The sequence below is a fragment of the Pseudomonas sp. 1121_17 genome (assembly GCF_052850745.1).
In genome coordinates, this window is the sequence record NZ_VXCX01000019.1 from 1 (window position 1) to 22035 (window position 22035).

18 protein-coding genes are annotated in these 22035 nt (G+C 63.3%); 9 read left to right on the plus strand and 9 right to left on the minus strand.

Annotated features, from left to right (window positions below):
* Positions 1-87: 87 nt before the first annotated feature.
* The gene (locus FW789_RS23340; RefSeq protein WP_101322430.1) at positions 88-606 is read right to left on the minus strand and encodes a glycine cleavage system protein R; all 519 of its coding nucleotides are present in this window, start codon (positions 604-606) and stop codon (positions 88-90) included.
* A gap of 449 nt (positions 607-1055) precedes the next feature.
* On the opposite strand from FW789_RS23340, the gene FW789_RS23345 reads away from it, so the two are divergent.
* A complete protein-coding gene (locus FW789_RS23345) occupies positions 1056-3233 on the plus strand; it encodes a malate synthase G (protein WP_103435225.1) in 2178 nt (725 codons plus the stop codon).
* 136 nt (positions 3234-3369) lie between these two features.
* On the opposite strand, the gene FW789_RS23350 is transcribed toward FW789_RS23345, so the two are convergent.
* Positions 3370-3813 (minus strand): response regulator, encoded by a 444-nt coding sequence (locus tag FW789_RS23350; RefSeq protein ID WP_103435226.1) that lies wholly within the window; start codon positions 3811-3813, stop codon positions 3370-3372.
* A gap of 226 nt (positions 3814-4039) precedes the next feature.
* On the opposite strand from FW789_RS23350, the gene FW789_RS23355 reads away from it, so the two are divergent.
* The 8 genes from FW789_RS23355 (at position 4040) to FW789_RS23390 (ending at position 15053) form a co-directional block, all read left to right on the plus strand.
* Positions 4040-5977 (plus strand): DUF294 nucleotidyltransferase-like domain-containing protein, encoded by a 1938-nt coding sequence (locus FW789_RS23355; RefSeq protein ID WP_446432112.1) that lies wholly within the window; start codon positions 4040-4042, stop codon positions 5975-5977.
* Positions 5974-6687, plus strand: a complete 714-nt coding sequence (locus FW789_RS23360; protein ID WP_101322434.1) for a 3'-5' exonuclease — start codon at positions 5974-5976, stop codon at positions 6685-6687. The genes FW789_RS23355 and FW789_RS23360 overlap by 4 nt, the downstream gene beginning before the upstream one ends.
* Positions 6688-6784: 97 nt before the next feature.
* Positions 6785-7303 (plus strand): RNA polymerase sigma factor, encoded by a 519-nt coding sequence (locus tag FW789_RS23365; RefSeq protein WP_340612661.1) that lies wholly within the window; start codon positions 6785-6787, stop codon positions 7301-7303.
* A complete protein-coding gene (locus FW789_RS23370) occupies positions 7300-8256 on the plus strand; it encodes a FecR domain-containing protein (protein WP_103435229.1) in 957 nt (318 codons plus the stop codon). The genes FW789_RS23365 and FW789_RS23370 overlap by 4 nt, the downstream gene beginning before the upstream one ends.
* 106 nt (positions 8257-8362) lie before the next feature.
* The gene (locus tag FW789_RS23375) at positions 8363-10768 is read left to right on the plus strand and encodes a TonB-dependent siderophore receptor (RefSeq protein WP_427116753.1); all 2406 of its coding nucleotides are present in this window, start codon (positions 8363-8365) and stop codon (positions 10766-10768) included.
* Positions 10769-10882: 114 nt separating this feature from the next.
* Positions 10883-11995, plus strand: a complete 1113-nt coding sequence (locus FW789_RS23380; protein ID WP_186700463.1) for a PepSY-associated TM helix domain-containing protein — start codon at positions 10883-10885, stop codon at positions 11993-11995.
* Complete coding sequence (locus tag FW789_RS23385) at positions 11992-12171, plus strand: hypothetical protein (RefSeq protein ID WP_103435232.1); 180 nt, start codon at positions 11992-11994, stop codon at positions 12169-12171. The genes FW789_RS23380 and FW789_RS23385 overlap by 4 nt, the downstream gene beginning before the upstream one ends.
* 71 nt (positions 12172-12242) lie before the next feature.
* Positions 12243-15053 carry a dermonecrotic toxin domain-containing protein gene (locus FW789_RS23390; RefSeq protein ID WP_446432113.1) on the plus strand — a complete coding sequence of 937 codons (2811 nt, stop codon included), beginning with the start codon at positions 12243-12245 and terminating at the stop codon, positions 15051-15053.
* Here the strand turns inward: FW789_RS23390 and FW789_RS23395 are convergent.
* The 7 genes from FW789_RS23395 to waaF are packed head-to-tail and all read right to left on the minus strand — an operon-like array spanning position 15026 to position 21986.
* The gene (locus FW789_RS23395) at positions 15026-16468 is read right to left on the minus strand and encodes a lipopolysaccharide kinase InaA family protein (RefSeq protein WP_411564179.1); all 1443 of its coding nucleotides are present in this window, start codon (positions 16466-16468) and stop codon (positions 15026-15028) included. The two genes, FW789_RS23390 and FW789_RS23395, sit on opposite strands and share 28 nt — an antisense overlap.
* Positions 16468-17220 (minus strand): lipopolysaccharide kinase InaA family protein, encoded by a 753-nt coding sequence (locus FW789_RS23400; protein ID WP_103435235.1) that lies wholly within the window; start codon positions 17218-17220, stop codon positions 16468-16470. The genes FW789_RS23395 and FW789_RS23400 overlap by 1 nt, the downstream gene beginning before the upstream one ends.
* Positions 17217-17951 carry a lipopolysaccharide kinase InaA family protein gene (locus FW789_RS23405; protein ID WP_103435236.1) on the minus strand — a complete coding sequence of 245 codons (735 nt, stop codon included), beginning with the start codon at positions 17949-17951 and terminating at the stop codon, positions 17217-17219. The genes FW789_RS23400 and FW789_RS23405 overlap by 4 nt, the downstream gene beginning before the upstream one ends.
* A complete protein-coding gene (gene rfaP, locus FW789_RS23410) occupies positions 17951-18757 on the minus strand; it encodes a lipopolysaccharide core heptose(I) kinase RfaP (RefSeq protein WP_103435237.1) in 807 nt (268 codons plus the stop codon). Before rfaP ends, FW789_RS23405 begins: the two co-directional genes overlap by 1 nt.
* On the minus strand, positions 18754-19878 hold the full coding sequence (locus FW789_RS23415) for a glycosyltransferase family 4 protein (protein WP_446432114.1): 1125 nt from the start codon (positions 19876-19878) through the stop codon (positions 18754-18756). Before FW789_RS23415 ends, rfaP begins: the two co-directional genes overlap by 4 nt.
* Positions 19878-20936: a lipopolysaccharide heptosyltransferase I gene (gene waaC, locus FW789_RS23420; RefSeq protein WP_150573398.1), complete on the minus strand. Its 1059-nt coding sequence runs from the start codon at positions 20934-20936 to the stop codon at positions 19878-19880. Before waaC ends, FW789_RS23415 begins: the two co-directional genes overlap by 1 nt.
* Positions 20937-21986: a lipopolysaccharide heptosyltransferase II gene (waaF, locus tag FW789_RS23425; protein ID WP_186700469.1), complete on the minus strand. Its 1050-nt coding sequence runs from the start codon at positions 21984-21986 to the stop codon at positions 20937-20939. It lies immediately after the preceding gene.
* Positions 21987-22035 lie beyond the last annotated feature (49 nt).

Genomic DNA, 22035 nt, shown 5'->3' on the forward strand with positions numbered 1-22035 from the left:
GGGACCGCGTACAACTGGTTGGCACGGATTTTTGTAGGAGCGGCCTCGTGTCGCGAAAGGGCTGCAAAGCAGCCCCAATGCACCCACCTACTCCTCTGCGCGCAGCTCAAGTTCGACCATCAAATCATCGGCCAGCGCTTCCAGGCTCTGCTGCAGATCCTCCAACGAAAGCGCCATCGGCAACGCCAGCAGCGCGTTGGCGTGGAACAGTGGCTCGCTGCTCATCGGCGCCGGGCGCACTTCAGTGGTGAAGCGCTCCAGATTTACCCCCTTGTCTGCCAGCAATCGGGTAATGTCGCGAACGATACCTGGGCGGTCATTGCCCACCAGTTCCATACTGATTGGCTTCCAGTTAGCCGCAGGCTCGGCGCCGCTCTCGGCGATCAGCACGCGGATGTTGTGGCTGATCAGTTGCTCCAGCGCTTTGACCAATTCAGCGTGGGACTCAGTCGGCACCGCCACCCGCAGGATCCCGGCAAACTGCCCGGCCATGCGCGACATGCGGCTTTCCAGCCAATTGCCGTTGTGGCTGGCGATGCATTGGGCAATGCGTTCTACCTGCCCGGCCTGGTCGGGGGCGATCACGGTCAATACTAGGTGGTCCACTGCGTACTCCTCTGCCCTGCCAAGGTTTCAGCCAGGCCGAACACGGCGCAAAGGCTGGCAATCGAGTGAGTATAGGCAAGCTGTGGCAACCTGCCGCAGGGCAGTCCGAATGACTAATCGTGTACTGTTTCAAGATTTATCTGGAACAATCTACCTGTTTTTTGCGAACATGCGGCTTCCCAGCGTGACCCTATGCGACCAAATGGTCGCACAGCGACGCTTTTAGTCTGATGTTCACCCGCCTGCTGCTTCATGTAGTATGCCCCGACGCGGACTACAAAACGTCGACTGGATGTCTGCCGATGGCGCCTGTGAAAATACGCAAACCGCCCGCCAGCGCGTCTGGCAGGCCGCACCCAGCCGCCTGCGGGCATGAACTGGTGCGTGTTTGAAGAAGCGCTACAGGCTTAATACGATGAGCGAAATAGCTGAGCAGAGTGAGGCAAGCAATGACTGAACACGTTCAAGTCGGTGGCCTTCAGGTCGCCAAGGTGCTGTACGACTTCGTTAACAACGAAGCCATCCCAGGCACCGGCATCGTCGCCAAGGATTTCTGGCTCGGTGCGGAAAAGATCATCAACGACCTCGCTCCGAAGAATAAAGACCTGCTCGCCAAACGCGACCAGCTGCAAGCCCAGATCGACGCCTGGCACCAGGCGCGTCAAGGCCAGGCTCACGACGCCGCAGCCTACAAGGCATTCCTCCAGGAAATCGGTTACCTGCTGCCAGCAGCAGAAGACTTCCAGGCAACCACGCAAAACGTCGACGAAGAAATCGCCCGCATGGCCGGCCCACAGCTGGTAGTACCGGTGATGAACGCGCGTTTCGCCCTCAACGCCGCCAACGCGCGCTGGGGTTCGCTGTATGACGCGCTGTATGGCACCGACGCTATCAGCGAAGAAGGTGGCGCCGAAAAAGGTCAGAGCTACAACAAGGTCCGTGGTGACAAGGTCATCGCCTTCGGCCGCGCCTTCCTCGATCAGGCCGCGCCTCTGGCTGCCGGCTCGCACGTTGACTCCACCGGCTACCGCATCGATGCCGGCAAGCTCGTGGTTGCGCTCAAGGGCGGCAGCAACAGCGGCCTGCGCGACGATGCACAGTTGATCGGCTACCGTGGCGAGGCCTGCGCGCCAACCGCAGTCCTGCTCAAGCACAACGGCCTGCACTTCGAAATCCAGGTCGACGCCAGCACCCCGGTCGGCAGCACTGATGCCGCCGCAGTCAAAGACATCCTGATGGAATCGGCCCTGACCACCATCATGGACTGCGAAGACTCGGTTGCCGCAGTCGATGCCGACGACAAGGTAGTGGTTTACCGCAACTGGCTGGGCCTGATGAAAGGCGACCTGTCGGAAAGCGTCAGCAAGGGCGGCAAGACCTTCACCCGGACCATGAACCCGGACCGCGAGTACACCGCACCGAACGGCGGCAGCGTCAGCCTGCACGGTCGCTCGCTGCTGTTCGTGCGCAACGTTGGTCACCTGATGACCAACCCGGCGATCCTCGACGCGCAGGGCAATGAGATCCCGGAAGGCATCCAGGATGGCCTGTTCACCGGCCTGATCGCCTTGCACAACCTCAAGGGCACCACCACCCGCAAGAACAGCCGCACCGGCAGCGTCTATATCGTCAAACCTAAAATGCACGGCCCGGAAGAAGTGGCGTTTGCCGCAGAAATCTTCAGCCGCGTCGAAGACGTGCTGCAGATGCCGCGCAACACCATGAAGGTCGGCATCATGGACGAGGAGCGCCGCACCACGGTCAACCTCAAGTCGTGCATCAAGGCTGCGGCCGAGCGCGTGGTGTTCATCAACACCGGCTTCCTTGACCGTACCGGTGACGAAATCCATACCTCGATGGAAGCCGGCGCCGTTGTGCGCAAGGGCGCCATGAAGAACGAGAAGTGGATCGGCGCCTACGAGAACAACAACGTCGATGTCGGCCTCGCCACTGGCCTGCAAGGCCGTGCCCAGATCGGCAAGGGCATGTGGGCCATGCCTGACCTGATGGCGGCCATGCTCGAACAGAAGATCGCTCACCCATTGGCCGGTGCCAACACCGCCTGGGTGCCGTCACCGACCGCCGCGGTACTGCACGCCCTGCACTACCACCAGGTTGATGTGCAGGCGCGTCAGGCGGAACTGGCCAAGCGCGCGCCGGCCTCGGTCGATGACATTCTGACCATCCCGCTGGCAGCCGACACCAACTGGTCCGACGAAGAAATTCGCAACGAGCTGGACAACAACGCCCAGGGCATCCTCGGCTATGTCGTGCGCTGGATTGACCACGGTGTGGGCTGTTCGAAGGTGCCGGACATCAACAACGTCGGCCTGATGGAAGACCGCGCCACTCTGCGTATCTCCGCACAACTGCTCGCCAACTGGCTGCGCCACGGCATCGTGCGCGAAGAGCAGGTGCTGGAAAGCCTCAAGCGCATGGCGGCAGTGGTCGATCAGCAGAACGCTGCCGACAGCTCGTACCGGCCAATGGCGCCGAACTTCGACGACAACGTTGCCTTCCAGGCAGCGCTGGAGTTGGTGCTCGAAGGTGCCAAGCAGCCGAACGGCTATACCGAGCCGGTGCTGCACCGTCGCCGCCGCGAGTTCAAGGCGCGCAACGGGTTGTAAGTGGAGATGCTGGGGCCGCTTTGCGGTCCTTCGCGGCGGTCCGGCGTCCCGGCAAGCCCGCTCCCACTGAGACCTGTGGGAGCGGGTTCACCGGGACGCCGGACCGCCGCGAAGGGCCGCACAGCGGCCCCCAGCTTCACTCGATCCGCAATTCCTTCCTCACCAGCCGCAACAGCTTGTCCAGATCCGGCGGCTTGACCATGAAGTCCAGCACCCCAAGGTGCATCGCCTTGACGGCCTCTGGCACCTGCGACTCCCCAGACACCACCACAATGGGCAGATCTGCCCGCACCGAACTGCGAATCTGCTTGATCAGTTCAAGCCCATCCACTGGCCCCATGCGCAGATCGGTGATCATCATGCCAATACGCGGTTCACGCCTGAGTGCCCGCAACGCAGCCAATGCGCTCGACGCACTGATGCAGCGGATACCTTTGCGATTCAGATACCAGGCCAGGGCCCTACGGCTGAGGATGTCGTCGTCCACCACCAGCACCACCGGCAGTTGCGGCGGTGGCGCGCTGACCAAGGCCAACGCCTCGCGCTCGGCGTCACTCAGAATGTCGTCATGCTCAGCCATGGTCTTCCCGTTGAAATATCGTCTGCACAGCGTATGACCACAAATTCGCCGAATGTGCTATCCGCCCGTGCAGCCTACGTCGCCGAACGGGCGTTATGCCCTCATAGACTTACGTCCAATGGGCACGAACCGGCCGCCAGCCGACCATGGGGACCGAGAACAACAAGGCCGACTTCACTATATATAGTCAGATATATATAGATCGGCACAGCGATACGGTCAGCTCATGAGTAAAAAGGACGCCTACAGCCAAGCCGGCAGAACCGCGGTGTTGCAGAACATCCAGGGCACATTGCAGTTCCTGCAGCGCTTCCCGCCGTTCAAGCAGATGGAACACAGCCATCTGGCCTTTCTGGTGGAGCAGTGCCAACTGCGCTTCCACGCCAGCGGCGAAAGCATCATCAAGCCCGCCGATGGCCCGGTCGAGCACTTCTACATCGTCAAGCAAGGGCGCGTGGTCGGTGAGCGCCAGCACGTCAGCCAGGCCGGGGTGGAAACCACCTTCGAGATCACCAGCGGCGAATGCTTCCCGCTGGCGGCCTTGCTTGGCGAGCGTGCGACCCGCACCGAGCACGTTGCCGGCGAGGACACCTTCTGCCTGCAGCTGAACAAAGCCGCGTTCATTCGCCTGTTCTCGATGTCGGATGTGTTTCGTGATTTTGCGCTGCGCGGCGTCAGCAGTCTCCTCGATCAGGTCAATCAGCAGGTGCGCCACCGTGCGGTAGAAGCCCTCGGCAGCCAATATTCCCTGAATACACCGCTGGGCGAGCTGGCCATGCGTCACCCGGTGGTGTGCACTCCGGATATGCCCTTGCGCGAAGCGGTGCGCCTGATGCACGAACAGCAGGTCGGCAGCATCGTGATCATCGACCCGCAGCGCTTTCCGATCGGGATCTTTACCCTGCGCGACCTGCGTCAGGTAGTGGCCGATGCCAGCGCCGAACTGAGCGCGCCGATTGCCCTGCACATGACCGCCGCGCCGTTTTACCTGGCGCCGGATGCGACTGCGTTCGATGCGGCCATGGCGATGACCGAGCGGCATATTGCCCACGTCTGCCTGGTGCATGAGCGGCGCCTGTGCGGGGTGGTGTCGGAGCGTGATCTGTTCTCCTTGCAGCGGGTCGACCTGGTCCATCTGGCGCGCACCATCCGCCATGCGCCACGGCTGGACACATTGGTGTCGCTGCGCGGCGAGATCAGCCAACTGGTCGAGCGCATGCTCGCCCACGGTGCTTCGTCGACGCAGATCACCCAGATCATCACCCTGCTCAACGACCACACCGTGTGCCGGGTGATCGAGCTGGCCCTGGCCGAGCGTGGCGATCCCGGCGTAGCGTTCAGCTGGTTGTGTTTTGGCAGTGAAGGCCGCGGTGAACAAACCCTGTTCACCGATCAGGACAACGGCATCCTGTTCGAGGCCGACGATACTGCCCAGGCCGACGCCCATCGGCGCGCCCTGCTGCCGTTGGCGCAGTACATCAACCAGTGCCTGGCGCAGTGTGGTTTCAGCTTGTGCCAAGGCAATATCATGGCCGGCAACCCCGACCTGTGCCTGTCGCGCAGCGAGTGGGCGCGGCGCTTTGCCGGGTTCGTCCGCGAGGCCAGCCCGGAAAACCTGCTCGGTTCTTCCATCTACTTTGACCTGCGCGCGGTCTGGGGCGATGAGCAGGCGGTCGAACAATTGCGCCAGGGCATGCTTGCCCAGGTTCGCGACAACCGCATTTTCCAGCGCATGATGGCCGACAATGCCTTGCGCCAGCGGCCACCAGTGGGGCGTCTACGCGACTTCGTACTGACCCGCCAAGGCACCGACAAGGCCGCCACCCTCGACCTCAAGGTGCAGGGCCTGACGCCGTTTGTCGACGGCGCCCGTCTGCTCGCCCTGGCCAACGGCATTGGCGCCTGCAACACCCTCGAACGCCTGCGTCAGCTGGTCGCCAGAGAAGTCATCGATGCCCTGGACGGCGCCGCCTTCGAAGAGGCATACCACTTCATCCAGCAGACTCGCATGCAGCAGCATCAACGCCAGAGCCGCGCCAACCAGGCCTACTCCAACCGGCTCGACCCGGACAGCCTCAACCAGCTCGATCGACGGATCCTGCGTGAGTCGCTGCGCCAGGCTCAACGCCTGCAAAGCAGCCTGGCCCTGCGGTACCAGCTATGAGTCTGTTTACCTGGCTACGCCCTTCCCTGCCTGCCGCCGTCGACCCGGCGATGCGCCAGCGCCTGGCGCAATTGCCCAAGCCAGCGCCGCCAGGCGTGCATTCGCTGCGCGAGCAGCGCTGGGTGGTCATCGACCTGGAAACCAGCGGGCTCAACCTAAACCGTGATCAGGTGCTGTCGATCGGTGCGGTGGCGATCGAAGACGGCGCCATCGATTTCAGCCAGCAGTTCGAACGCACCTTGCACCGACCGGCGCAGAAGACCAACCCCAGCGTGTTGATCCACGGCCTCGGTCCGGATGCCCTGGCCGCCGGCTCAGCACCGGCAACGGCGCTGCTGGAGTTGCTCGAGTTCATCGGCGACAGCCCACTGCTGGCGTTCCACGCGCCGTTCGATCAGCACATGCTCGGCCGCGCCTTGAAAGACAGCCTCGGCCATCGCTTGCAGCACAGCTTTTACGACGTGGCCGAAATCGCGCCGATGCTCAACCCCGACACGGTAATGCGCGAGGCCGGCCTGGACGACTGGATCGGCCACTTCGGCCTGCAGGTGGATGAGCGCCATCATGCCAGTGCCGACGCTCAGGTCACCGCCGAGTTGGCCCTGATCCTGTTCAGCCAGGCCCGCCGGCAGCAGCTCGACAGCCCCCTGCAACTGAGCACGCGCCTGCAGCAATGGCGCCGGCGCAAGGCTCAGAGTCACAGTTGGTAATAGCTATCCGATAGACGTCGATTGCGTGCGGCCACCCGCCTCTGTAACAATCGCGAATAATTATCGTTAGTTAACGCATTCTTTCCGGGGAACGCTCTTGCCGTCTGCGCACAGTCCACATGCTGATCTGATCGGTGCGCTTTATCGCGACCACCGCAGCTGGCTGCTGGCCTGGCTGCAACGCAGCACGCGCTGCCAGCAACGCGCCGAAGACCTGAGTCAGGACACCTTCGTGCGCTTGCTCGGGCGTGACCAGTTGCCGGTGCCGCGTGAGCCAAGGGCGTTTCTTGCTGCAGTGGCCAAGGGTTTGCTGTTCGATCATTTCCGCCGGGCTGCGCTGGAGCAGGCTTACCTGGCTGAACTGGCGCAGATGCCCGAAACCGAACAGCCCTCGCCGGAACTGCAACTGCTGATTCTCGAAGACCTCAAGGCCATCGACCGCTTGCTTGGCAAACTGTCGAGCAAAGCCCGCGCTGCGTTCCTGCACAACCGCCTGGATGGCATGGGCCATGCCGAAATCGCCGAGCGTCTGGGCGTTTCCGTCTCCCGTGTGCGTCAGTATCTGGCCCAGGGGATGCGCCAATGCTACATCGCTCTGTATGGCGAGCCGACGTGAGCACCAGCCCGGTCTCGAACAAGGTACTGGACGCTGCAATCGCCTGGAAGCTGTGCCTGGACGACAGCCCCGGCGTGCCAGAGCAGCGTAGTGAGTTTCTGCGTTGGCACGCTGCCAGCGAAGAGCACGCTCGCGCCTGGCGCCAACTGGGCATGCTCGACCAGCGTTTCAGCGCCGCAGTCGGCCCAGCGCGCAAGGCACTGCTGCAGTCGCGGGTCAGCTTGCGCCGGCGGGTTGGTACCCTCGGCGGCGGGCTCGCCAGCGTGCTACTGGTCGCCGCGCTGGTCCTGCAACTCGATGCACCGTCGCTGTCGCCGGGTTACTGGCTGGCCGATCAGCGCACCGCCACCGGCGAATTGCGCACCCTGCGCCTGGAAGACGGCACGTTGCTCAGCCTCAATACCCATAGCGCCGTGGATATCGACTTCGAAGGCAGCCAGCGCGTGATCGTTCTGCATCAGGGCGAAATCTCGGTTGAAACCGGCCATGACGACCTGCGGCCGCTGCTGGTGCGTACCGATGACGGTCGCCTGCGCCCACTGGGCACACGCTTCCTGGTCAAGCGCGAAGCGCAAGGCACGCGTCTTGAAGTGCTCCAGTCGCAGGTCGCGGCAATGCCGTCCAACCGAGTAGATGAGCAGGTTCTGGCAGCAGGCCAGCAAGTCATGATGACAGCCAATGGCCTCAGCCAGATCAGCCCGGTTGCGCCCGGTGCCGATGCCTGGACCCGCGGCATGCTGGTGGTGGACAACGTGCGCCTGGCCGACCTGGTCGCTGAGCTGGGCCGCTACCGCAGCGGTCATCTGGGCGTCGCGCCCGAGGTAGCCGACCTGCGCGTGACCGGCAGCTTTCCGCTGACCGATATCGACCTGGCGCTGGCCTCGCTGACCCCTGCATTGCCGGTCAAGGTCGAGCAGCGCACGCCATGGTGGGTCAAGGTCGTCGCGCAATGAGCCGCTAGCGGCAGCGCCGATAAATTTATTTCGACAGGCCCCTGTCACTTTTCAATTCTCGCTCGGCAAGGAAGCACAAAGCACTTATCCGTCGAGGAGCCGCTGCATGTCCCGTGCCGTTGATCGTATCCTGCGCCCCAGCCTGATGGCTCTGGCGATTGCCCTGTCTATCCCACTGGCCAGCCCTGCTCTGCATGCTGCCGAGCAATCGCAACTCGCCTATGACTTGCCCAGCGCGCCACTGGCCACGACCCTGAATCAGATCGCTAGCCAGGCGGGTATCGCCCTGGCGATCGACCCAGCCCTGGTCAGCGGGCGCACCGCGGCGCCGGTCAAAGGCCAGTACGATGCCCTCGGCGCACTGCAGGCGGCCCTGCGCGGCAGCGGCCTGCAACTGCAGCAGAGCAGCGTCGGCAGTTACAGCCTGGTGGCCACGCCGGAAGGCAGCCTGGCGTTGCCGGAGACAAGTATCAATGCGGCCGGCGAGTATGAGAGCGCATGGGGTGCCAGCACCGGCTACGTCGCTACGCGCACCGCTGCGGGCACCAAGACCGATACGCCGATTGTCGAGACTGCCCGCTCGCTGTCGGTGATTACCCGCCAGCAGCTGGACGACCGCCAGGTTCTCAACCTGAATGACGCCCTGCGCTACACCGCTGGCGTGCAGAGCAGCGGCTATGGCTCCGACTCGCGCGCCGATTGGCTGCGTGTACGCGGCTTCGACCCGACTCAGTTCCTTGATGGCCTGGCGCTGCCCAAAGGCTCGTTCGCCAACCCCAAGGTCGAGCCATGGAACCTTGAGCGCATTACCGTACTGCGTGGCCCTGCCTCATCGGTTTATGGCCAGACCCCGCCGGGCGGTATGCTCGACATGGTCAGCCGCCGCCCGCAGGCAGAGAGCGCTCATCAGATCGAAGCCCAGGCCGGCAGCAACGAACACAAGCAGATCAACTTCGACAGCACCGGCAAGATCGACGACGAAGGCCGCTTTCTGTACCGCGTCAGCGGCGTGGTGCGTGACAGCAATTCACCCATCGATCACATCCCGGACAAACGCTACAACATCGCTCCGAGCCTGACCTGGAACGTTGACGAAGACACCAAGCTGACCTTCATCAGCCAGTACACCCGCGACGATACCGGCATTACCGGGCAGTTCCTGCCGCTGCAAGGCACCAAGTTGCCATCTGCGGCAGGCAAGATCTCTCACCACAAGAATCTTGGCGAGCCCGACTGGGACTTCTACGACCGCACCTACTACGCCCTTGGCTACGCCTTCGAACATCGACTGAACGATACCTGGCAGTTCCGCCAGAATCTGCGCTACACCAAAAACGATCTGTCGTTCCAGGCCGTCAACGTTGGTACCGTTAACACCGTTGACGCCGACGGCAACGTCAACCGCGAGTCAGGCATCATCAACGAAGACATCAGCCAGTTTGCGGTGGACAACAACTTCCAGGCTGACTTCGACACCGGTGCCGTCAGCCACACGCTTCTGCTGGGCCTCGACCACCAACGCGCCAATACCAACTACCAATGGTTGTATGGCCTGGGTGTGCCGCCGATCAACGTCAATCGGCCGGTGTATGGCGCTGACATGTCCGGGGTTAGCTACATTACCCTGCAAGATTTCAACCAGAAGACTCAGCAGACGGGTGTGTATGTGCAAGATCAAATGTCACTGGATAACTGGCGCCTGACCCTCGGCGGGCGCGAGGACTGGGTGCACACCGGGACTCGATTCAACGTCAACGATGCCACCAGCACTCAGCGTGACAAGGCCTTCAGCGGCAACGTAGGCTTGAGCTATGTGTTCGATAATGGCGTCACGCCGTATATCTCCTATACCGAGTCGTTCCAGCCCACCATGGGTGCCGATGCCCGAGCAGCGCAGTCGTTCGCACCGACCGAGGGCCGTCAGTACGAGGTCGGCGTGAAATACCAGCCGGTTGGCAGCCAGACCTTGCTGACCGCCGCCGTGTATGACCTGACCCAGCAAAACGTGCGTGTAACCGAAGGCAGCATCACCCGCCAGGTGGGCGAATTGCAGGTTCGTGGCCTGGAGCTGGAAGCGTCCACGCAGTTGACCGACAACTTCAAGGCGATAGCCTCCTACACCTACACCGATACCGAGATCACCAAGGGTCTTGCCACCGATGTCGGCAACCGCATGGCATTGATTCCGCGCAACCAGGCAACCCTTTGGGCTGACTACACCTGGCACAACGGCCTGCTTGACGGTTTCGGTGTCGGTGGTGGCGTGCGCTATGTAGGCGATACCTACGGCAACACCGCCAACACCAGCGTGGCGCATGTCAGTTCCTATACGGTCTATGACGCCTCGGCGCACTATGACCTCGGCCGGCTGGACAACAGCATGAAAGGCCTGAGCGTAGCGGTCGAAGCGAAGAACCTGTTCAACAAGGACTACTTGGCGAACTGCGACGGTTTCTGGTGCTATTACGGCGACGAACGCAACGTCGTAGCCAGCGTCAATTACAAGTTCTGAGTCGCGCCCGGGGCCGCTTTGCGGCCCGTTCGCGGGCAAGCCCGCTCCTGCAGGTATTGCGCCCCCCCACCTCTGGCGCCGCTCCCGACGCCCCCCTGGCAACCCGGAAACGCGATGAAAAGCCTAACCCTGCGCCGCTGGTCCACGGTCCATACCTGGAGCAGCCTGATCTGCACACTGTTCCTGCTCCTGCTGGCAATCACCGGCCTGCCGCTGATCTTCCATCACGAACTGGAACATCTGCTCGGCGACGCCCCCGAACTACGGCAGATGCCTGCCGGCACCCCGCACCTGGATCTGCAGCAACTGGTGCTTAAGGCCGAGCAGCATCGCCCCGGCGAGGTCATGCAGTATTTTGGCTACGATGAGGACCAACCCAACGGCGTCGTCGCCATCACGGCCGCCACTGCCGACAGCGACCCCAACGACTCGCACACCTTCATGCTCGATGCGCGCACCGGCGAAGCCGTGCCCATGCCGGCTGCCAACGGCGGCTTGATGATGACCATCCTGCGCCTGCACGTGGACATGTTCGCAGGGCTTGCCGGCAAACTATGGCTGGCGTTCATGGGCCTGTTGTTCGTCGTCGCGATCATCTCCGGCACTGTGCTGTATGCGCCGTTCATGCGCCGCTTGCCGTTCGCCACCGTGCGCCAGGACAGATCGCCGCGCCTGCGCTGGCTCGACCTGCACAACCTGATCGGGATCGTGACCCTGACCTGGGCGCTGGTGGTTGGCGTCACCGGGGTGATCAGTGCCTGTGCTGACCTGGTCATCGCCGCCTGGCGCAACGACAGCCTGGCAGCAATGGTTGCACCCTACCGCGACGCGCCGCCGCTGACCGAGCGTGCGTCGGCCAGCCAGCTGCTGCCGATCGCAACTGCCGCTGCACCGGGGATGCGTGCAGACTTCATCGCATTCCCCGGCACACGCTTCTCCAGTGAGCACCACTATGCCGTGTTCATGAACGGCGCCACGCATCTGACCTCGCACCTGTTCACCCCAGTCCTGATCGACGCCACCACCCTCGCCGTCACAGCAGTCGGCGAGCGGCCCTGGTACATGGACGCGATGGGCCTGTCGCAACCGCTGCACTTTGGCGACTACGGCGGGCGGCCGATGCAGATCCTCTGGGCACTGCTCGACGTGCTGACAATCGTCGTGCTCGCCAGTGGCGTTTATCTCTGGTGGGGCAAGCGCCGTACCGGCGCGAAGGCCAAGCCATGAGCCATCGCTCGCAATCCACCTGGCGGATCTTTACCTGGCCTGTGCTGATCGCGCTACTGGGTGCAGGGGGGCTGTTCGCCGCGCTGCTTGGTGACGATGGCTGGGATATTCTGGCCTGGGTCGGCCTGGGCATTCCTGGCGTGCTCGGCGTGCGGGCACTGATCAGGCGCAGTTGAGTTATCTGGCTACAACCACAGCAGGTTTGCCGTACCTAGGATGCAGGGTCCCCCATGACAAGGAGCGGGCCATGCAACCTCTCAAACTTATCCAAACACTCACCAGCCAGATCAATGCGCTGCTCGAACCCCTGCCGGTCATCGAGCAGCCGCTGCACAATGATCTGCAGACGCGACGCAAGCTCCACAGCGACCTGGCCAGCTACTGGTCAGAACTCAATACTCAAGGCTTGAACCGCAAGCAATCGCTGATCGCCCTGCGCCAGATTTACCTGCTGGCCGAAATCGACCTACGCATCACTGACGACACGCTGAGCGCCGATCAGGCCGCACCGCTGCGCACCTGCATCGAGCAACCGCGCGCCTGGCAACGCCAGCAGATAGCGGCAGCACACCGACCTCAGGTCTACCGGCCCCTGCTGGTGAACCTGCAGCCCAACTGGCGCAGCTACCTGCCGGGGGTGATGGTGATCGTCGCGGGCACCCCTGAGGGCGCGCTGCTCGACGCCGACAGCGAAACCGGCGAGGCACTGCTGTGCTGCCTGTCACAAGGCATCGAGGTGTTTCCCTCGCTCAAGGCCTTGCATGACGAACTGTGCGAACGGCTGGACGACCCTCTACTCAGCAGCACGTTGCTGCACCTGTACGCCGACCCGCAATCCGCCGAGCAGGCGCGTCTGGCTGAGCGTCTGCGTTATGAGTGGTATGCCGATGATCCGATCGAAGCGCAGGTACAGCAACTGATCGACACCCAGCGCCAGCGCCTGAACCTGCCGTCGCTATGGGGCGACGACCAGTCGTCATCGACCACCACGCGACACGCGCAGGTCATGGCGGCACTCAGGCTCGAGGATGATCTTGGTAGCAAGGCAACGCTGAACACGCGCTATTCGCGGTTACTGGAAAAACACATGCCGGCATGGCTGCGCGAAGCTGACACGCAAAGCCTCAGTCACATCATGCAGACCATGCAGGAACTGGTGGTGGCCAGTGAAAGAGCCGCGGCTCCAGGCATCCCCACCCAAGCGCAGTTTATTCAGCAGAACGATCTCAGGACATGGACGCGAGCCCGCCTGCAAGAGCGCCTGCTCAATGATTTCGGCCTGCAACTGCTACCACAGGACATAACGGTGAGCATCACGCGCGCCCGCCAGGTCGGGCCGCAGCCCTACCCGTTCAACCCATCCCTGTTCGTTACCTGGCAAGGCCTCAAACAGGTCGGCAATGAAACCATTGAGATGGTCACCGAGCGCTTGCCACTGGACGATCTGGCCTTGGTCAACCTCGCCTGGTTCAATTACGACTACTGGTTGACCGCCCGTGTCAGCCATACCGAGGCACGCACGCTGCCCCCGGAGCTGACGCCGGCCTACGTGAAGACACTGGTGCGCAGCCTCAATGCCGGCGGGCGCTATGCAGATTTTCTCTACACCCAACTGGTCGACTCGCGCACGGGCCGCTGGCGCCTGCTGGCCCATACTCGAATCAACCGCGCCCGAATGCGTGCCGAAGCGGTCAAGGCCCGGTATGCCGGGCACTTCGCCGAACATCGCGCCGAGCGTGGTTACCGCTGGGCAACGGCGGTACTGGACCAACCCCACAACGCGCTCCGCCCGCCGGTAGATGGCCATACGGTCGTGGTGCGGCAGCTACTGATCCAGGGCCATACGGTGCAGGGGGTGCTACTGATAAACACTGAACAAGGCAGTGTGCCGTCGTTTCTCATGTACACCCCAGACGCGCCAGACCGACGCAACTGGCGCGAGTTTTCCAGCACCCGGCAATTGCTGCGCACCCTGCGTGACAAACCGGCGCTGCGCCAGTACCTGGCCGCTCGGCTACCACAGGTCGAGGAGAGCGAGCTGCAACGGCTGTTGCTCAAAGGGGGCCTGGGCAGTTCTCTACGCCTGCCAGCCATTAACGACGATCTGTTCTTCGCATTGTATATGGCAGAGGTCCGCGCCCAACTTGCAGCAGTCGACACCAGCAGCCGGACGACCCGCGAGGTCAATGTTCAGTCAGTCATCGACCTGTCCTGGCGGTTGCTGGACCTGATAAGCCTGGTACTGCCTGCCAAGGCCCTGATGGCGTTATCGATCGGGCGAATGATCCTAGACATCTGCGATGGCATCCAGGCACACCAGCGAGGCGATATGGAAGGCGTGTTGCGCCATCTCTACAACACCATCAGCCATGCCACGGATGCGGGCGGCAGCTTCTTCGCTACCAGCGTCCTGCGCCGAGCGCTGCGCGGCTTGCCCAAGCAACCGCCACTGCCATTGCCGGCCCGCTACCAAGTCAATGTCGACACCAGCTCGTTGCGCTATCGCGTCGATGGTGTGCATGACATCGGCGTCTACGAGCAGGTTTCGGCGTTTGGAGGCTTGTCGTTGTACTTCGTCAGGGACAACCACGGCAGTCATTACAAAGTCAGCTTCGATGGCGAACGCTGGCGGGTTATCGACCCTGAGCAACCGGATGCCTATCTACAGCAGCCGATCAAACGCCTGCGCAGCGGCGAGTGGGTGATCGACTCACCTGTGCTCTGGTATGACGGCCTGCCAGATCTGGCAGCGTTGTGTCATGACTGCCTGCTCACGCCAGCCCGCGCCGGCACCCCTTTGAGCAGCGCAGCGGGCTTGCACGCTGATGGCCCGCAGCTGTACCTGCAGACCCGTAGCGGGCAACTGGGCCTGCGCAAGCATTTGCTGGCAGACCAGTACCACCTGCTGATTCCCCCGGCTGAGCAGACAGGCGTCAAGCCTTGGGCGGTGCTGCGCTGGCAGGCGGACGAATGGCGCATCCGGGTGCGCCAGTCGGGCCGCAGCAGCGACTGGCTGGCGCTGCCCGAAGCCTATTCGGCGAGCCGCGGCAACAGCTGATCAATCCGCTTGTGCAAGGCGCTGTCACTCGGCCAGTTTCGCAGCATGCGCGCGCGGTCACGGGCATAGGCAGCCGCGAAGCTGAGTTGAGTGGCGTGCTGGCACATGGCGTCGAGGTCGATCAACGACCATTGGCCGTCCTGCCAGAACAAATTATGGCCTTTCATATCGCCATGGCTGATGCGCTCGCGGATCAACTGCTGCATCAACCTCAGCAAGGCCTGCAGCTGCTCGTCGGGCGCATCGCCACTGGCGACGAAGGGCGCAAAACACTCGAGCAGATCCGGTCCATCGGCGTATTCGGTGACCAGATAGGCACGGCTGCGCAGGCCCATGACCCGCTGTTCAAGCACCGCCAACGGCTTTGGCGTGGCGATGTCGAGAAAGCGCAGGCGCTGCCCTTCGATCCACGAATGCCAGGCCCGGCTCGGCCGCCAGAAGCGCTTGAGCCAATGCGCGGTGTTTTTGATGTTGTAGCGCTTGAGCACCAACTGACGGCCACCAACTTCGACGCGGGCGACGCTGGCGGCGCCGCCGGTCTTGTACAGGTGCCCTTGGTCGATCAGGCTATCGGCTTGTTCCAGCACCGGCTGCATGGCGACGACTTCTTTTCGATCGATTGCACGCAGGCCAGACAGGCTGCGCTCGACGCTGAACAGGCTGCACTCGCGACCGGCTTTGTCGAGGTAATCCTTGAGGCGCCAGGCGCGCACCTTGTCGACCTGCTTCTGCAAGGCTTCGAGCGGCAGCGCATGCTCGCCGTTGGCCAGCAGGTAATGCACCAGCAACTCCTCGGTGAACGGCTCCAGGCGCTTGGGCAACTGGGCGAAGAACACGCCGAGATTTTCCAGCACACGCGGGCGTGACAGGCATTGGCCAGGTGTCTCGGCTTTGATGCCGGCGCCATCGATCAGGTACAACTGGCCGTTGTGGCGGAGCAGGTTGTCCAGGTGCAGATCGGCCTGCCACAGCCCCTTGGCATGCATCTGCGCAACCGCGCCGAGCGCCTCGCCGAGCACCTGTTGCTGCTGTTCGGCCAGCGGCGCCAGCGCCTCGACCTGAGCCCAGGCAGCGCCAAGGCTCTGGGCGTTTTCGAGGTACTCGAACAGCAGCCAGCCGCCCTCGCCCTCTTGCAGACCGTCAGCCAGCAGTTGCGGAGTGGTCAAGCCTTGCGCGGCAATCAGCTTGACGCCATCCAGCTCGCGCTGAAAATGCCGTGCAGCATTGCTGCCAACCAGCAGCTTGGCCAGCACCGGCTTGCCGCGCCAGATCCCGGCGCCGACATAGCGTTGGCCAGGCAGCACCCGCAGCAGGCTGAGCAGCTGCAGCTCAGCGCTGCCAGCAGCATCGGCCAAGGTAATGTTCAGCGGCAAGCTCGGCGTGCGCCCAGCCGCCTTGAGTTCAGACAAACGCATCAACGGGCCTCTTTTTCATGCTGGCGGCGCACCAGCCGCTGCAGCCAGGTAGTCACCAGCGGGCTGTCGGCCGGTTGCTGCAGATAGGCCGCCAGCAAGCTGCGCACATCGCCTTCGCTCCAGGCGCGGGCACGGCGCAGCAAAGGTTCCAGGTCTTTCAGCCGGTCGCGCATGCCAAGCAGCAGCGGCCGGGTCTTTTCCAGGTCGATCAGTTGCGCCTGCCAGCCTTCGCGGCGCTCGCGCAGGAAGATGTGCTTGGGATAGAAGCAACCGTGCACCTGGCCGGCGGCGTGCAAGGTACGCCCCAGTTGGCCGCAGGCCTGGAGGATGCCCAGGCGTTTTTCGGCGGCCAGCTGCGGCCACTGCGCCAGCAGGCTGTCGAGGTCGTTCCACTCATCCAGGGCGCGGGTCATGAGCATCGCGCGGTGCTCGCCGTTGCTCTTGCGCTCACCGTAAAACACCGCCTGCAAGGCCGGGATCTTCAGCTTCTGGTAGCGCGTGATATTGCGAAACTCGCGGGCAAATGTCGGCTCACCGAAGGGCCGATGCAGGGTGCGAGTGAGGTAGTTGAGCTGGCGCTTGAGGTAATAGCCCTTGCCCTCGAGCTCCAGGCGAAACACGCTGCTCCAGCCGCCACGGCCGGTGTTGGGTTCGTCCACTGCATCGAGTTGCAGCGCCCACAGCGCTTCGAAATCGTTCAAGCCGTGGCGTTGCAGCAGGGCAAGCTCGCTGCTGGCCAGATAGTCGGTCATTCCCTTCCCTCGAAAAAGCGCACCACTTCGCGTACCCGCTGTTTATCGCTGGCATTCAACCGCTGGTGCCCGCGGTACTGCAGATAGAAGCGCAGGCGCTGAGTCGCCGACAGGTGATACTTGGCGACCTTGTCCAGGCAGGCCAGGTCCTTGATGACGCGGTGGCGGAGCATGAATCCGCGCCAGAAATCGCCGGTCGGGCAATCGATGAAGAATAGTGTGCCCTGATCGTCCACCAGCAGGTTGCGCCACTTCAGATCGTTATGGGTGAAGTGGTTGTCGTGCATGACCCGCGTATGCCGGGCCAACTGGCGGCTGACGTGGTCGACCCAGGCGCGGTCGGCCAGGCGCGGATCATTGCGCTTGGCCAGTTCGGACAGATCTTCGGTCCGCGGCAGCTCGCGGGTGATCATCGCCCCACGGCCAAAGGCCAGGCCATTGCGCTCCAGGCCCCAGCCGATCACTTCGGCGGTGGGAATGCCCCACTTGGCGAACTGCTTGAGGTTCTGCCACTCGGCCTTGATCCGCGGCCGGCCCAGGTAGCGGCGCAGGTGCTTGCCGGCGCCGGTATAGCGTTTGACGTAGTAGTACACGCCATCGCGCTGGATCCGCACCACTTCGCTGAGCGGGTCGCGGGTCAGGCGCTCGCCGTCGATGGCGAACACTGCCTCGAGGCTGCCGAAATCTGCTGCCAGGTGTTGATACTCCGGCAGCAGCGTCCAACCCGCCATCAGAGTGCATCCCCGTAGCGTTGTTTGCGCGCGTACAGTTTCTGCGCCTTGCCTTCGAGCCAGGCCAGCAGGCGCGCCTCCTCGGTGAGGATCTGACGCAGCGGCTGCTGGAAGTAACCGCGCAGGAAGCGCAGCTTGTCGCGCCGGGTCAGGCCGATATCCAGCGCCGAGAAGTACAGCGCGGCCAGGTCCTTGTCGCGCCAGCGGCGGCTGATGCTGCTGCGGGTCTGGGCGCGGTGCAGGTCGATTACCGACAGTTTGAAGTCATCGGCACTCACCGGGCGATCAGTATGCAGAAGGAAATGGCAGATGTAGCAGTCGCGGTGGTTGACCCCGGCGCGGTGCATGCCGCCGGTCATCTTCGCCACTTCGGCGATCAGCGCGTGCTTGAGGCGCGGCAGCGGCGGCTGCTTGACCCAGTCGATGCTGAAGTCTTCCAGGCTGATGGTCGGCGCCAGCTCTTCGGTGATTATGAACGAGTGCTGTTGCGCCGGATTGCTGCCGCGCTCGCCGTAGGCGACTGCGGTCATGGTCGGCACGCCGACTTCATGCAGGCGCTGGATGGCGCGCCATTCCTGGCCGGCACCGAGTACCGGCAGCTTGGCGCTGAACAGGTTCTTGAAGATCTCGCCCCAGCCGATGCCACGGTGAATCTTGACGAAGTAACCTGCGCCCTCGACCTCGGTGCGCAGCGTGCGCCGGCCTTCCAGTTCGCGGAACACTTCGCCCTGCAGTTGCTCGGCGGCCTCGAAGGCATCGCGCCCGGCCCACAGCCGTTTGAACGGCTGCGCCAATATCAGCTTCATGCGCGCTCCTGGTTGAGGATCACATCGGCGGCATGCTGCGGCATGCTGTAGAGGTCGGCGCTGTCGGCGAACGCCAGGCCATTGCGCGACCAGGCCGCACGGGCCTCGCCGTCTTCGAGCATGCGTTGCAGGTAGCGGTCGAGCTGCTCCTGCGCGAACGGCTCATCGAGCACCAGGCCGCTGTCGGCCTCGGCGATGTAATGGGCATAACCGCATACTTTCGTGACCAGCACCGGCAAGCCGGCGACCAGCGCTTCGAGCAGCACGGTGCCGGTGTTTTCGTTGTAGGCCGGGTGGATCAGCAGGTCAGCACCCAACAGGAAACGCGGGATATCGCTGCGCCCCTTGAGAAACTGCACCTGCTCGCCCAGGCCCAGCGCGGCACTTTGCAACTGGAACACCTTGGGGTCGTCCTGGCCGATGACCATCAGCCGGGTGCGCTTGCGCAACGCCGTCGGCAGCGCAGCCAGCGCCTTGAGGCTGCGGTCGACGCCCTTGGTCTTGAAGCCGGAGCCGATCTGCACCAGCAGCAGGTCATCGTCAGCAAGCTTGAACTCCTGACGGAACTGCGCACGGATTTCAGCGGCGTTGGCCGGTGCCCGACGGTCCTGGGAAATCCCTGGTGGCAGCAGATGAAAACGCTCCACCGGTGTGCCGTAGTGCTTGATGAACAACGGCTGCTGCACTTCGGAAATCATCAGGATCTCGGTGCGGGCATCCCTGGCGAACACCGCACGCTCGTATTCGGCGAAGTGGCGGTAACGGCCCCAGCGCCGGTACAGGCTGCCGCGCAGGGTCTGCGCCTTGTCTTCGAAGCAGCCGTCGGCAGCGTAGTAGACATCCAGTCCGGGCATCTTGTTGAAGCCGATCAGGCGGTCGACCGGGCGTTTGGCCAGGTCAGCCGCCATCCAGGCGCTGAGCTTCTCGTTGCGGCGATGGTTGAAGATCGCCTTGACCGGCGCCACCAGCACTTCGAAGCCAGGCGGAACCTCGCCCTCCCAGATCAGCGTATAGACGCGGATCTGATGACCACGCTGCTGGCACTCCAAGGCAATGCGCATGAAGTCACGCTGCAGCCCGCCAAACGGGAAGTATTTGTACAGTACGAAAGCCAGTTGCATTAACGAACATCCTCAGCCAGCAGCAACGCGCTCAAGCGGCTCGCCACATGCTCGGGATTCAGGCGAGTGAAGCACAATGGCCACTCGCGTTTGATATCGAACCGGCGCAGATCCTCGGCGCTCGGTTTATAGGTGCACTTCTTTTGCAGGCAAGGCGCGCAAGGGAAGTCGCTGGCCTGGTGGACCTGGACACGTCCGTAGGCGCCGGTCAAACCAGGGTTGGTGGGGCCAAACAGGGAAATGGTCGGTACATCCAGTGCTGCGGCCAGATGACCCAGGCCGGTATCCACCGCCACGCAGGCCTTGGCTGCGGCCAACACACGAGCCACCCCTACCAGATTCAATTTGGGCAGTACCTGGCAATTACTCAAGCCCTGGGCGATGCGCTCGGCACGGTCTTTTTCGGCCTGATTGCCCCACGGCAGGCAGACCTGCAGGTTGCGCCGGCCCATGCGTTCGGCCAACTCGCGCCAGTAGGCCTCAGGCCAATGCTTGGTTGCCCAGGTCGTGCCATGCAGGAACACCACGAACGGCGCCGTGGGTGGCAATTGCAGACGGTCGAGGTCCAGGCCGTAGTTGCCGATGCCTTCAGGCAGGTCGTAAGCCAGCGCCAGGGCAAACAGCTGGCGCAGGCGCTCCACCGCATGCTGGCCGACCGCAACCGACAACGGCCGGTCATAGAAGCGGCTGGACAGGCCTTCGCGCGCCGAGAAGCGATCTAGCCCAGCCACCGGCGCCTTGACATAACGGGTCAGCCAGGCCGATTTGACCAGGCCCTGGGCGTCGATCACCAGGTCATACTGGCGCTCGCGCAGGCGCTGTTTGAAGGCTTTCCATTCACCGCTCTTGAGGGTCTGCCAGATGTTCTTGCGCCAGCGCCGGATTGCCACCGGGATCACCCGGTCTACCGCTGGGTGCCAGCTCGGGATCTCGGCAAAGCCCTCTTCCACCACCCAGTCGAAACGGATGCCGGGGATGGCGTGAGCGGCATCGGTCAGCGCCGGCAAGGTATGAATCACGTCTCCCAACGAAGACGTCTTGATGATCAGAACCCGCACTCAGTCGACCTCAGCCAGAACAGCGATACGGTTCGGCCCGGCAAGATTGTGCAGCGCGGCGATGACCTTGCCCGGCTCGAGCAGACGCAGGCAGTTGTAATGACCAAAGCGGCAGGTGCGGTCGAAGCACGGGCTGCATTCCAGGCCCAGGCGAACCACTTCGACCTGTTCGGCCAAGGGCGGGGTGAAGCCCGGCGAGGTCGAGCCGTACACGGCCACCAGCGGGCGGTTAAGCGCCGCAGCGACGTGCATCAACCCAGAGTCGTTGGAAACCACCGCATCGGCGCAGGACATCAGGTCGATGGCTTCGGCCAGCGAGGTTTCGCCGGAAAGGTTGTAAGACTCTTCGCGCAGGCCGGGGATCAACCGCTCGCGGATGGCTTCGCCAACCGGGTGGTCTTTCTTCGAGCCAAACAGCCAGACCTGCCAGCCCTGGCGGATCATGGCATCGGCGACTTCGGCGTAGTGCTCGGCCGGCCAGCGCTTGGACTCGCCAAACTCGGCGCCCGGGCACAAGGCCAGGACCGGCCGGTCCAGCGCCAGGCCGAACTTGGCCAGCGCGGCGTCGCGGCTCGGTGCCTCGATCTGCAGGCTTGGCCGCGGATACGGCTGCGGCAGCTCGGCGCCGGGCGCATAGGCCAGGGCCATGAAGCGCTCGATCATCAGCGGGTAACGCGCCTTGTCCAGCTTGCGCACGTCGTTGAGCAGCAGGTAGCGCATCTCGCCGCGCCAACCGGTGCGTTTGGGGATGCCGGCAAAGTACGGCACCAGCGCCGACTTCAACGAATTGGGCAACAGGATCGCCTGGTCATACTGGCCCGCCAGCGACTTGCCGATCCGCCGGCGCGTGGCCAGCTCAAGCGCGCCGTGGCCGAGCGGGAAGCTCAAGGCCTGGCGCACTTCGGGCATGCGTTCGAGCAGCGGCCGGCTCCATTCGGGCGCCAGCACGTCGATCTCACACTCAGGGTGCTGCTGCTTCAGGCACTGGAACAAGGTCTGCGCCATTACCATGTCGCCGACCCAGCTGGGGCCAATGATCAGTATTCTCATGCTTTGTCCAGGAACGCTGGGGGAAAGTGCAGCACGGTCTCCCCTCTTT

Bases quoted from the DNA above. Each gene is read 5' to 3' on its own strand.
- FW789_RS23385 (WP_103435232.1), top strand. From the start codon at position 11,992: ATGAGCCATCGCTCGCAATCCACCTGGCGGATCTTTACCTGGCCTGTG.
- FW789_RS23400 (WP_103435235.1), bottom strand. From the start codon at position 17,220: ATGACCGACTATCTGGCCAGCAGCGAGCTTGCCCTGCTGCAACGCCAC.
- FW789_RS23345 (WP_103435225.1), top strand. From the start codon at position 1,056: ATGACTGAACACGTTCAAGTCGGTGGCCTTCAGGTCGCCAAGGTGCTG.
- FW789_RS23390 (WP_446432113.1), top strand. From the start codon at position 12,243: ATGCAACCTCTCAAACTTATCCAAACACTCACCAGCCAGATCAATGCG.
- FW789_RS23360 (WP_101322434.1), top strand. From the start codon at position 5,974: ATGAGTCTGTTTACCTGGCTACGCCCTTCCCTGCCTGCCGCCGTCGAC.
- FW789_RS23380 (WP_186700463.1), top strand. From the start codon at position 10,883: ATGAAAAGCCTAACCCTGCGCCGCTGGTCCACGGTCCATACCTGGAGC.
- rfaP (WP_103435237.1), bottom strand. From the start codon at position 18,757: ATGAAGCTGATATTGGCGCAGCCGTTCAAACGGCTGTGGGCCGGGCGC.
- FW789_RS23355 (WP_446432112.1), top strand. From the start codon at position 4,040: ATGAGTAAAAAGGACGCCTACAGCCAAGCCGGCAGAACCGCGGTGTTG.
- FW789_RS23375 (WP_427116753.1), top strand. From the start codon at position 8,363: ATGTCCCGTGCCGTTGATCGTATCCTGCGCCCCAGCCTGATGGCTCTG.
- FW789_RS23350 (WP_103435226.1), bottom strand. From the start codon at position 3,813: ATGGCTGAGCATGACGACATTCTGAGTGACGCCGAGCGCGAGGCGTTG.
- FW789_RS23395 (WP_411564179.1), bottom strand. From the start codon at position 16,468: ATGCGTTTGTCTGAACTCAAGGCGGCTGGGCGCACGCCGAGCTTGCCG.
- FW789_RS23405 (WP_103435236.1), bottom strand. From the start codon at position 17,951: ATGGCGGGTTGGACGCTGCTGCCGGAGTATCAACACCTGGCAGCAGAT.
- waaF (WP_186700469.1), bottom strand. From the start codon at position 21,986: ATGAGAATACTGATCATTGGCCCCAGCTGGGTCGGCGACATGGTAATG.
- FW789_RS23415 (WP_446432114.1), bottom strand. From the start codon at position 19,878: ATGCAACTGGCTTTCGTACTGTACAAATACTTCCCGTTTGGCGGGCTG.